This is a genomic window from Roseomonas aeriglobus (assembly GCA_016937575.1).
GTDB classification, from domain to species: domain Bacteria; phylum Pseudomonadota; class Alphaproteobacteria; order Sphingomonadales; family Sphingomonadaceae; genus Sphingomonas; species Sphingomonas aerigloba.
In genome coordinates, this window is the sequence record JAFHKN010000002.1 from 1,856,150 (window position 1) to 1,868,209 (window position 12,060).

Annotated in this window: 8 protein-coding genes; 4 read left to right on the forward strand and 4 right to left on the reverse strand. The window is 66.6% G+C overall.

All coding sequences use genetic code 11. The annotated features are described in order from the left end of the window. Positions 1-95 precede the first annotated feature (95 nt). From JW805_09295 to JW805_09305, 3 genes are read left to right on the forward strand one after another with little or no spacing between them, the layout of a single operon-like run. On the forward strand, positions 96-563 hold the full coding sequence (locus tag JW805_09295; protein ID MBN2972208.1) for a GNAT family N-acetyltransferase: 468 nt from the start codon (positions 96-98) through the stop codon (positions 561-563). Continuing rightward, positions 563-1,012, forward strand: a complete 450-nt coding sequence (locus tag JW805_09300) for a MaoC family dehydratase (protein MBN2972209.1) — start codon at positions 563-565, stop codon at positions 1,010-1,012. The genes JW805_09295 and JW805_09300 overlap by 1 nt, the downstream gene beginning before the upstream one ends. Further along, positions 1,005-2,252 (forward strand): FAD-dependent oxidoreductase, encoded by a 1,248-nt coding sequence (locus tag JW805_09305; GenBank protein MBN2972210.1) that lies wholly within the window; start codon positions 1,005-1,007, stop codon positions 2,250-2,252. The genes JW805_09300 and JW805_09305 overlap by 8 nt, the downstream gene beginning before the upstream one ends. On the opposite strand, the gene JW805_09310 is transcribed toward JW805_09305, so the two are convergent. The 4 genes from JW805_09310 to JW805_09325 form a co-directional block, all read right to left on the reverse strand. Next, on the reverse strand, positions 2,216-3,664 hold the full coding sequence (locus JW805_09310) for an NAD(P)/FAD-dependent oxidoreductase (protein ID MBN2972211.1): 1,449 nt from the start codon (positions 3,662-3,664) through the stop codon (positions 2,216-2,218). The genes JW805_09305 and JW805_09310 overlap by 37 nt on opposite strands. Before the next feature lie 36 nt (positions 3,665-3,700). Further along, a complete protein-coding gene (locus tag JW805_09315) occupies positions 3,701-7,924 on the reverse strand; it encodes a translocation/assembly module TamB domain-containing protein (protein MBN2972212.1) in 4,224 nt (1,407 codons plus the stop codon). Further along, a complete protein-coding gene (locus JW805_09320) occupies positions 7,924-10,131 on the reverse strand; it encodes a BamA/TamA family outer membrane protein (GenBank protein ID MBN2972213.1) in 2,208 nt (735 codons plus the stop codon). Before JW805_09320 ends, JW805_09315 begins: the two co-directional genes overlap by 1 nt. Before the next feature lie 149 nt (positions 10,132-10,280). Beyond that, positions 10,281-10,721, reverse strand: a complete 441-nt coding sequence (locus JW805_09325; protein MBN2972214.1) for a MarR family transcriptional regulator — start codon at positions 10,719-10,721, stop codon at positions 10,281-10,283. 100 nt (positions 10,722-10,821) lie between these two features. On the opposite strand from JW805_09325, the gene hppD reads away from it, so the two are divergent. Then, positions 10,822-11,886 carry a 4-hydroxyphenylpyruvate dioxygenase gene (hppD, locus tag JW805_09330; GenBank protein MBN2972215.1) on the forward strand — a complete coding sequence of 355 codons (1,065 nt, stop codon included), beginning with the start codon at positions 10,822-10,824 and terminating at the stop codon, positions 11,884-11,886. Positions 11,887-12,060 lie beyond the last annotated feature (174 nt).

Here is a 12,060-nt window from a genome sequence, read left to right on the forward strand (position 1 = left end):
CGCTCCCGCGCAGGCGGGAGCCTAAGGCCACAAGCGATACGCCCCGACAAGTCTGGGCTCCCGCCTGCGCGGGAGCACGAAGGGTGGTTGAACGCATGACCCTCGCCATCCGTCCCGCCACCCTTGCCGATGTCCCCGCGATCGTCGCCCTCATGGCCGATGACCACAACGGCGCGACCCGCGAGGACCCGCGCCTGCCTCTCGACCCGGCCTACGAGACCGCCTTTCACCAAGTGGACACCGACCCGCACCAGACGCTTGCCGTCGCCGAACGGGACGGTCGGATCGTTGGCACGCTTCAGGTCACGCTCATCCCCGGCCTGGCGTTCAAGGGCGCGCTACGCGGCCAGATTGAATCCGTCCGCATAGCTTCGGATCTGCGCGGCCAGGGGCTCGGCAGGCAGCTCATCGACTGGGCGGTCGAGCATTGCCGCACCGCCGGCTGCCGCTTCGTCCAGCTGACGTCGCAAGCGAACCGGCCCGACGCGCATCGCTTCTACGAACGGCTCGGCTGGGAGCAGAGCCACCTTGGCTTCAAACTGCATTTCGAGGACAATCACTGATGGCCGGACGCCACTTCGACGAATGGCAGGTCGGCGACCGCATCGTCCACGACCTGCGCCGCACGGTGACCGAGACGGACAACCTGCTGTTCTCGACGATGACGCACAATCCGCAGCCGCTGCACCTGGATGCCGAAGCCGCCAAGGCTTCCGAGTTCGGCCGCATCCTCGTGAACGGCACCTTCACTTTCGCCCTGATGGTCGGGGTTTCGGTCGGCGACACGACGCTTGGCACGCTCGTCGCGAACCTCGGCTACGACAAGGTCGTGATGCCGAACCCGGTGTTTATCGGCGACACGCTGCGCGGCGAAACCGAAGTCGTCGAGCTGCGCCCGTCGAAGTCGCGCCCCGGCCAGGGCATCGTCACCTTCCGCCACCGCATGCTCAACCAGCGCGACGACGTCGTGTGCGAATGCCTGCGCAGCGCGCTGCTCAAATCGCGTGGCTGAGTATGACGTCGTCATAATCGGGGCCGGTGCGGCCGGCGTCGGTGCCGCGCGACGACTGGCAGGCAGCGGGCGGTCGGTCGCGATCGTCGAGGCGAGCGCCCGTGTCGGCGGCCGGGCCTGGACGCTGGGCGTGGCTGATATGCCGCTCGATCTCGGCTGCGGCTGGCTGCATTCGGCCGAGCGCAATCCGTGGGTTGGCATAGCCGAAGATGCGGGCTTCGCGATCGATCGCAGCCCGACCAGCTGGGGTGAACAATACCGCAACCTCGGCTTCTCCGAAGCGGACCAGAATGCCGCGGGCGAAGCCTATGACGCGTTCGACCGCACGTTGCGTGAAAGCCCACCGCCCAGCGACCGCGCCGCCGACGCCCTGCCGGCCGGAGGCCAATGGAACGGCTTCATCGAAGCGTTGTCCGGCTACATCAACGGCGCTGGCCTCGGCACGCTCTCGGTCGAGGACTACCTCGCCTATGACGACGCCGCGAGCGAAGTGAACTGGCGCGTGCCTGCCGGCTACGGCACGCTCGTCTCTGCCAGCCTGCCGCCCGTTCCGCTCCACCTGTCAACGCCGGTCGAGCGAATCGATGACGGCGGTACGACGCTGAAGCTCGTGACGCCCCGCGGCGACGTCCGCGCCCGATCCGTCATCGTCACCGTCGCGACCAACGTCTTCGCGAAAGGCGGCCTCCGCCTGCCCGCCACGCTCGATGACCATGCCCATGCCGCCGCCTGCCTGCCGCTGGGCGTCGCCGACAAGCTGTTCCTCGCCTTCGACGACGCCGACGTGCCGCCCGACAGCCATCTGCTGGGCAATCCGAAGAGCGCGTGCACGGGCAGCTACTATCTGCGTCCCTTCGGCCGCCCGGTGGTCGAGGTCTTTCTCGGCGGCGCAGGCGCGATGGCGCTGGAGGATGTCGGCCTGAACGGCGCCGCCGACTTCGCGATCGACGAACTCGCAGGCCTGCTGGGCAATGACGTGCGCGGCAAGCTTCGCCTCATCGCCGGCTCGGCCTGGGCGCGCACCGACGGCTTCGGCGGCTCGTACAGCCATGCGCTCCCCGGTCATCACGCCGCCCGCGCGACGCTGGCGACAGCGTGGCAGGATCGGCTGTTCTTCGCCGGCGAGGCCTGCTCGCCGACCGACTTCTCCACCGCCCACGGGGCGCTGGCCACGGGTATCGCCGCGGCCGACGCTGTGCTCGCTCAGTGGAACTCCATCTCGTCGTCGACCGGCCCGTAGCGCAGCGTCCGCACGTCCTTCAGATAGTTCTGGTCGAGCCGCCACGGCGCCCGTGTCCCCTGCTGCGGCAATATGTCCTTCGCGCGCTGGACATAGCCCGAGGTGAAGTCGAGGAACGCCTCGCGCTCGACCGGCCGCGGCCCCACCCGCGGCGTCGCCTGCCGCGTGCCCGTCGTGCGCATGTGGTTGAGCAGGCGGCAGACATAGGCGCTCGTCAGGTCCGCCTTCAGCGTCCACGACGCATTGGTATAACCGAACGCGATGGCGAGATTGGGCACATCGGAGAACATCATGCCCTTGTAGGTCAGCGCCTGCGCCGGATCGACGATCCGCCCATCGACCGTCAGCATGATGCCGCCGAGCATCTTCAGCTTCAGCCCCGTCGCGGTGACGATGATGTCGGCGGGCACCGTGTCGCCTGACGTCAGACGGATACCGTCTTCGGTAAACGTCTCGATCGTGTCGGTGACGACGCTCGCCCGTCCCGTCTTGATCGCCTCGAACAGGTCGCCGTCGGGCACCAGGCACAGCCGTTGGTCCCACGGCGCGTAGCGCGGGGTAAAGTGCCGATCGACGTCCGCGGCGTCGCCCAGCCGGCCGCGGACCCAACCGACCAATCGCATCTTCGCCGCATCCGGGTGTTTGCGCATCTGGCGGTAGAAGAATTGACCGAGCAGCACATTCTTCCACCGCGTCAGCCGATACGCCGTGCGCTCGGGCAGCACCCGCCGCAACGCATTGGCAACCGCATCCTTGCCCGGCCGCGCAACGATATAGGTCGGCGAGCGCTGGAGCATCGTCACGTGCGCGGCGGTCTTGGCCAGTTCCGGCACCAGAGTCACCGCGGTCGCCCCGCTGCCGATCACGACGACGCGCTTGCCCGCGGTGTCGAGGTCTTGGGGCCAGAATTGCGGATGGACGGTCCGCCCGCCGAACCGGTCGGCACCCGGGAAGACGGGGGCGTGGCCTGCTTCATAATCATAATAGCCCGCGCAGACGTAAAGGAAGTTGCACCGGAAGATCGCGCGCTCGCCATCGCGATCGACCGTCAATTTCCACGCCGCGTTCACGCTCGACCACTCCGCCGCGACGACGCGGTGGCGATAGCGGATGCGCTCGGCAATCCCCTTCTCCGCCGCCGTCTCGCGCAGATAGTTCAGGATCGAACCGCCATCCGCGATCGCCTTCGCCTGCCGCCACGGTTTGAAGCGAAAGCCGAGGGTATGCATGTCCGAATCCGAGCGGATGCCGGGATAGCGGAACAGGTCCCACGTGCCGCCGAGATCGCCGCGCGCCTCAAGAATGACGTGGCTCAGGTCCGGGCATTCGGCAGCCAGATGCCAACTCGCGCCGATGCCGGACAGGCCGGCACCGATCACGATCACGTCATACTGCTCCACCGCGCCCTCCATCGATACTGACAAAGGTGTAAGCGCGGGGCTCGAGCGTCAATAGTCCTTCGAATAGCGCAGGTTCACATTCGATCCGCCGAACGATCCCGTTGCGGACAGCAGGCTGAGCGCGCGGTTGAGCGCAATCTCAAGCTGGGTCGCGGTGAAGCCGCGCGCATCGGTGATGATCTCGATATAAATGTCGTCGGTCAGATACTGCCCGGCCGCCAGCGCGGTCCCCCGCCCGGTCGCCTGATCGGCACCGAGGATGCGGAGCCGGTCGATACCGGTGACGCTCCGCAGCTTGCCGAGCGGATTAAGTCCGCCGCCGCCCGATCCGCGCAGCGAGTTGAGCGCCGCGGCCAGCTGGATCGCCTCCGTCGCCGAGAGGTTCGTCACCGAACTACCGAAGAGCAGGCGCGACAGCACTTCGTCCTGTGGCAGGTTCGGCGTCGAGGCGAACGTCAGCTGTGGCTGCTGCGCCGATCCGCCGATCGCGATCGTCGCGGTAATGCCCTGCGTCGTCGTGGTAGCAGCGATGTCGAGTTCCGGATCGCCTATCGGCCCGCCGCGGAAGCGGACGATACCGCGAGTCAGGTCGAAGCGCTTGCCCGCAAAGCTATACGTGCCCCGCACGACTCGCGCCTCGCCCGTCACATTCGGTGCCGCGGACGTGCCGCCGACGCGGATATCGGCTTCCCATTCGGACTCGAGGCCCATGCCCGACACATACAGCCGGTTGTCTGCCCGCACGCGCAGCGCGAGTTTGAACAGCCCCGGCGGCGCGGCGGCCGGCTGATCGCGCCGGGCGGCGCCGGCGCGCGCGAGGTCGCTCTTGCGCCGTACCCCGGTCAATTCCGGCACTTCGGCTGCGCCCTGACGGACGATCTGATAGCGCGCCTCCGGAATGCTCAGTTCGCCCTGGATCAACCCGCCATTCTGCGCCGAGTTGGTCACCCGGATCGTTCCGGTCGCCGTCGCGCCCAGCGCATTGCTGCGGGCAAGACGCGCGTCGTTCAGCGTCGCGCGCACGTCGATCGGGAAGCCGGCATCCGATGCCAGTCCAATGGTGCCTTGCGCGCTGACCGTTCCCTCGCCCGCCTGCGCCGCCATATCGGTCAGCTCGAACCGGTCGTTGGTGAAGCGGCCGTTGATCCGCATGTTGGTCAGGCGCGTGCCATAGACCTCGTTATCGTAGGTGAGGTTGCTCGCCCGCACGACGCCGGTCAGTTGCGGCGACGACACACGCCCGCCAAAGTCCGCTGCGACGCCGATCGGCCCGCTGAGCTGCTGCCCCGACAAGCCAGCGAAGGAGAACAGCACGCCCGCGGGGCCATTGTAGCGGATTCCGCCCGACAGGGGTGCTGCCATCAGCCGGGTCGTCCAGCTGCCGCTGCCGGGCGGCAGGGGACGCAGCGTCGCGACGAGCCGGCCCACGGTCGTCGTCCCTCGTTGGATGATCGCCCGCGCATTGCCACCGTCCGGCACCAATTGCCCGGCAAACACGATGTTGACCGGCGTGGACACCGACGCAAGGCTCGAACGGGTGAAGTTGGTGATCCGCAGCTTGGCGTCGGCCTGAGGGAAGCTGGCGCCGGTCGGTTGACGGAAGTCCAGGCTGCCGCTCGCCTGTCCACCGAGCCCGATGTCGGGGACGAAGGCGTTGGCGATCGACAGGTCCATCCGGTCGAGCCGCGACTGTAGCTCGATCCCGTTGCCATAGCGCCCGGCGAGACGCAGCGAGCCCTGGTCGAAATCGATCCGCGTCGGCTGCAGCTGATAGCTCCCCTTGCCGGGGATGATCCGCGCCGGTTGCGCCGTCCGGAAGTTGATCCCGTTCGCCTGACCCTGCACCGCCGCCAGCCAAAGCTGCGGCGAGAAGCGCGCGTTGAGGCCGATACGGAACGGCACGCCCGATGACCCTTCGGCGAATGCCTGCGCAGTTCCGCTGCCGCCGCGATAGTCGAGTTTCACTCGCGACGTGCGCAGCAGGAAGTCGCCCATCTTCAGATTTGCGATCTGCGCGTCGCCGGTGATCGCCGGCTGGTTCGGATAGAGGATCGCGGTGCCGACGATGATCGCCCGGCCGATCGTCAGCCCGGCGCTGCCCGGAATGACCGCGTTCAGCGCGCGTGCATTCACGTCGGCACGTTGGACATTGCCTTGCGCGGCCAGTCGCAGGGATCCGTTGACGCCCGATCCGTTGAACGCCAGCTGCCCGGCGAACGGCCCGGCCGGAGTCTGCTCGACCCGTCCGCGGAAGTCGATTCCGGCAAAGCGCGCATTGCGGATGTCGGCGGTCAGCCGGGGCCCGGTCGACAGCAGCAGATCAACGGTGAAGGGACCGTAGTCGGATCCGCCGCGCGCGACGATAGCATAGCGGCTGCCCTGCCCACGGATCGTCGCGGTAACGCCGTTCAGCCCGACGCCCAGTCCTGGCCGCGCGGCTCGGATCGTTGCGACCGGCGCGTACAACGTTCCGGTCACGCGCGCACTCACCGGGCCATAGACGGTCGAATAGGCATCCGCATCGATCAGCAGCGGCCCGGCGGGGTCATACCGGCCGGAGCCACGCGTGATGCGGAACTGCGGCGCATTCACGCGCAAATTGTTGAAGACGATGATGCCCTGTGGCGTGTAATCCAAATCAACCCGCGCGATCGCATTCCCGCCCAGGAAGTCGCGCGCGCCGTCGTTGAAGATCCGCGACGTGCGTGCAACCACGCGACCGCGGATACCGAAGCCACCGGCAGCGGGCGTATAGAGCTGTGCGTCGGTCGTCAGATTGACGATGCCGAAGCCCTCGACGCGATAGTCATTCACCCGCCCCTTCAGTGCACCGGCATAGCGGCCCGTCGCCAGGTTCGCCGCGACGATCGCGGTCGCGTCGATCCGATCGGACCGAATGCGCAGATTGTCCGACAGGATTTCGGTGCCGTTATTGATCGCCAGATCGCCGTTGATCGCGACATTGGTCAGCAACCCGCCGGCGGCCGCGTTCAGACCGGTCACGCGCGCAGCCTTGGCCGCGACGGGGATCATGATGCGATCGGTGTTCACCCGCGCACGCCCCTCGGCGTACAGGCCCTGAACGACCGTCTCCCCAAAGCCGAGCGCAGCGGCGCGCAGCTTGTAGTCGACGACGGGCGTCGCGAACGGGCCGTCGAGCGCGACCGCCAACTGCACCTCGCGCCCATTCAGGTTCGGCGCGATCGCGCCCGGCGTCAGCAGCATCGCCGTCGCCTTGAAGTTCGAGAAACGGCTGTCGGCCAGGTTCAACTTGCCGTCGCCCGTCACCTGCAACGCACTGGAACGCAGCAACAGCTTCGTATCTGCAACGCGATCGGCAAATGCAGCGTCGATCGCGACGTCCAGCCGCGGCGCCGTCAGCCGCTCGACCGGCCCCTTCAGATACAGCCCCGGCTGCGTCGTTCCGCGAACGACGAACTTGCCGTCGCGCCCGTCGATCCGCAGATCGGCGAGACTGCCGCCGCCAAGCGTCGACACCGCGCGGCCGGTCCACCGTTTCCAATCGCCACGGCCATCGACCGCCAGCGTCATCGGAGCCTGAAGCGACGCCATGCTCGCGACCAAGCCATCGGCCGGCGCCTGCACGTTCAGCTTCAGGTCGAAGCGGTTCGCATCGGGCACCGCATCCAGCCGGAGCGCCACGCGGTCGCCACCCGCGATGCCCGGCCCGGTCAGCGTCCGCCCGTCAAGCTGCACCTGCGCGCGGCGGTCGGCGATGTGGACGCTACCAGCGATCTGCGCCAGTCGACGCGCCCCGCTTACGGCCGGCGCCAGGTCGATCCGGTCGATCGCCAGTCGGTTCACGTCGATGTCGATATCGGGCAACAACGGCGCGTTGGGGTCGCTCGGCACGGGTTTCAGTACCGGCATCCGGCTCATGCTGATCAGCGGGCTGGTCAGCTGGCGGACGTCGACATGGTTGCGCGCGAACGCGAAGGGCCGCCAGTCGACCCGCAGCTCCGGCGAGGTCAGGAACACACCCTTCTGATCGCGCACCCGCACGTCGCGCAGGCGCATATCGCCATAGATCGACCCGTCGATCCGCCCGACCCGGATGTTGATGCCGTTCGCCATCGTATATCCGGCGATCCGATCGGCGATAAAGCGGCGACCCGGCTGGGTGTTCAGGCCGAACATGACCAGCACCAGCAACAGCGCCAGTCCGGCGATGACGATCCCGACCCATTTCGCGATCGTCTGCCACAGGGGGCGGCGGGTGACGACGACCGTCGTTTCGTCCGACACGGCCATCAGAACGCCTGCCCGATCGAAAGGTAAAGCGCGATCTTCGATTCCCCCGGCTTGCGCGCGATTGGTGTCGCGACGTCGATCCGCATCGGCCCGAAATTGGTATAGAAACGCCCGCCGATGCCCGCGCCGAACCGCAGGTCGGACCCCTTGGGCAGCGTGCTGTCATAGACTTGGCCAGCGTCCAGGAAGGGCACGATCCCGAAATTGCCGAAGCGATAGCGCGCCTCGATCGCAAATTCGTTGAAGCTGCGCCCGCCGACCGGGCGGAAGATAGTCGGCGGATCCTTCTCGTCCGGATCGGTCGGGTCGAACTTCGGGTTCGGCTCCTCGGTCTTCGGGCCCAGTTCCTGGAAACCGAAACCGCGCACCGATCCGCCGCCGCCGGCATAGTATCGCCGCGAGGGCGCGAGATCGTCGCGCGCGATACCCGCGATCGCGCCGACGCGCGCGCGACCGGCGATGACGATGCTGCTCGTTACCGGATAATAGGCCGTCCCCTCCAGCATGCCGCGGACATAGGGCCGCGTACCGCGGTTCATCGACGCTTCTGGGCTCAGGTTGAGCTTCACGCGGAAGCCTTTGGTCGGGTTCAGCAGATCGTCGGACGAATCATAGCCGAGATACCCCGGCAGCGCGCCGATGAAATAGGTGCGCCGCACGCGATTGGAGAGCGAGAAATCGTACACATCCTCGTTCGTGCCGACGAGTTCGACTCCGTAGAAATAGGTCCATTTCTTCTGCCAGATCGGCGTGGAGTCATAGCTGATGCGCCCCGACAGCGTGCCGGTGAACGCTTCGAACGCATCGTAATCCTGCCGGTTGGCGGACGCCACCAGCGTCACCGTCCGGTCGCGGCGCCCAGCGTTCGAACGACGGAAGGTCACGCCCAACCCCTGCTGCTGCGTGCCGGCGATGCCGCTGACGATCAGCGCTCCTTCGGGTGGGAACAGGTTGCGGTGCGTCCAGCTGCCCTGAAGGGTGAAGCCTTCGCCGGTGCCATAGCCGACTTGGCCCGCGAGCGTACGGGCCGGGCCCTTGTTCTGCGTGACGAGCAGGTCGACCTCCTCGGTCCCGTCCGGCCCGGCGCGACCGGTTCGCTGCGGCTCGACCGCGACGGAGGAGAACAGGCTGGTGGCGACTAGTGCCTGGCGCAGATCGTCCACCTTGCGCACATCGTACAACTCGCCCGGTTTGTACCGGCGGAGTATCTCGATATGATCGGTCTCGAACACCGGATCGCCCTTCGTCACGATCCGGCCGAAGGCGCCGCGCGGGCCGATGGTGACGGGCAACGTATAGTCGCCCAGATGTGTCGCATCGTCGAGCAGGATATCGCGCTGTCCGACCTCGGCGAAGGCATAGCCCTGCTGCGGCAGCTTGAGCGACACGTTCGCCTCGGCGCCCTGGATACGTTCAGCATCGATCGCTTCGCCTACCTTCAACGGCAGTTCGCGTTCGATCAGCCCGGGCGGTACGGTGGGCTCGGCGCGCACGGTGATCGAGCCGAGCTTGTACTGCGCACCAGGAATGGCGGTCACGACCGCGCGGACGCGACCTTGCTCTCCCTGGATCGGCTCGATCGCCGACGTCGCGGTACCATCGTAATAGCCGATCGCGCGCATCAGCCGTTTGGCCAGTTCCTCGTCCTCGCGGGCTCGCGCGGCGACGATGACGGCGTTCGGGGCGTCCTTGTCTTCCTTCAACGCCGACAGGGCATTGAAGCGGTCGGTAAGACCGATCTCCTCCAAGCCTTCGACCCGCGTTTCATAGCGGATCTCGCTCGCCGGCGGGTCCTCGACACCGGCGATCTGGACCGGCTCGACGTTGAAGCTGGAGAGCGGCGGCAGAGGTTGGGCCAACTCGCTATCCTGCGCCACTTGGGTTGCAGCGGCATCGGCCGCGGGCGTGCCGGCGGCCGGCTGCTGCCCGGGGACGGCGGTCGTCGCCGGGGCAGCGAAATCCTCGATCGGTTCGAGCGGCGCGTTGGGATCGCTGCTCAGTTGCGGCACTTCCTTTTCGAAGGTCGCATCCGAAACGATGGGCGTGTCGCTTGCCGGGTCGGCCGGCGCTGCGGGCGCAGTCTGCGCCGGCGTCGCGGGTTGCTTTTGCGGGTCGGGCAACGAGGACGATGGCGCCCCCTGCCCCGGCTTGGGCTGGTTGATCTGGCCATGCGCCATTGCGGGCAGCGACACGGCACCCGCCAGCATCCATAAAGTCAAAACGCCCCGACGCACGTCCCGCGAACTCCCGCCCTGATCACCGGGATCGCGTGCCCCGTTGAAGAAGCGAAACGATCAATCGCGGTTTTGGGTCCGACGTTCGGAACTTTTGTGCCGGGCCAATGACATAAGTGAAATCAGAGTCGATCGACGGCGTCTTCTATACGCGCCAGCATCGACCGCAACTGCACGAGCTCGGCCGCGTCGAAGGCACCGAACAGCCGACGCTCGATTTCCAGGGCCTTTGGCGCGACCTCCGCGTAAAGTGCGCGCCCGGCCGGCGTTAGCGCCAGAATGTGCGACCTTTGATCCCCCGGGTTCGGCGCCCGCGTCACAAGCCCGCGGTCGACCAGTGCGATCGCGGCGCGGCTGACCGTCACCTTGTCCATCTGCGTCCGCGCGCCCAACGCCTGCTGGCTCAACCCCTCGCTTTCGGCCAGCACCGCGACCAGCCGCCATTCGGAAATCCGCAGACCGAACAGCGCGCGGTACGTGCCAGCGACCGCGTCGGACACCCGGTTCGACGCGATCGAAAGGCGATAGGGGAGGAAATCGTCGAGCTTCAGCGTTTTCGTCACATCTGTAACTGTGCGCCGGTCCGCCGCTGTCGGCAAGGGCGGCCTTTACGCCGCGCTCGCGTTGGTATAGTAACATTTGAAACCAGTTCATGAGGATGGCATGACCGAGAAGCACGACAATCCGATGGGCCTCGACGGCTTTGCGTTCGTTGAATTCACCTCGCCCGAACCCGATGCCATGGCCGATTGGTTCGAAAAGCTTGGCTTCACCCATGTCGGCACGCACAAATCGAAGAACGTCCGCCATTATGCGCAGGGCGACATCAACTTCATCCTGAACATGGACGGTGAAGGCCAGGTCGCAGGCTTTCGCGAAGCCCATGGCCCGAGCGCCAATGCGATGGCGTTCACGGTCGAGGACGACGACGCCGCGCTGAAGCTGGCGGTCGAGCGCGGGGCGGTGCCGGTCAAGGGTCAGAACGGGCCCGGCGAGCTCGACATCCCGGCGATCGAGGGCATCGGCGGCGCCAACCTGTACCTGGTCGACAAGAAGGACGACATCTGGGCGACCGACTTCGTCCCCACCGGCAAGGGGCGTAACGACAATTCGGTCGGCCTGAACGTGCTCGACCACCTCACGCACAATCTGAAGCGCGGGCGGATGGATTATTGGGCGGATTACTACGAGCGCATCTTCAACTTCCGCCAGATCCGCTATTTCGACATCGAGGGTCAGGCGACCGGCCTGTTCTCCAAGGCGATGACCGCGCCGGACGACAAGATCCGCATCCCGCTGAACGAAAGCCAGGACGAGCATTCGCAGATCGAGGAGTTCATCAAGGACTATAAGGGCGAAGGCATCCAGCATATCGCGCTGACGACCGACGATATCTTCGCAACCGTCGACCGGCTGCGCGCGAACGGCATCATCTTCCAGGATTCGCCCGATACCTATTTCGCCATGATCGACCAGCGCCTGCCCGGCCACGGACACGACGTGGCGGAAATGCGCAAGCGCAGGATCCTGATCGACGGCGCGCCGGAGACGGGCGGCGGCCTGCTGCTGCAGATCTTCACCGCAAACATGATCGGCCCGATCTTCTTCGAAATCATTCAGCGCAAGGGCAACGACGGTTTCGGCGAAGGCAACTTCAAGGCGCTGTTCGAGTCGATCGAATTGGATCAAATCCGTCGCGGCGTCGTGCCGGCTAAGCAGGAGGCTTAGTCGAGACGCGGGCGCAAAAGCGCCCGAGCGCGATCGGCCGGAACGGCAAGCCGGTCCATAGGACGCGGCTTTGCCGGGTCCGACGGGCCAGCGGGTAACAAGCGAACAGCGAGCCGTTCGTCCCGAGCGAAGTCGAGGGCGCAGTCTGGGCGGCACGTGTCTCACTTCGCTCGA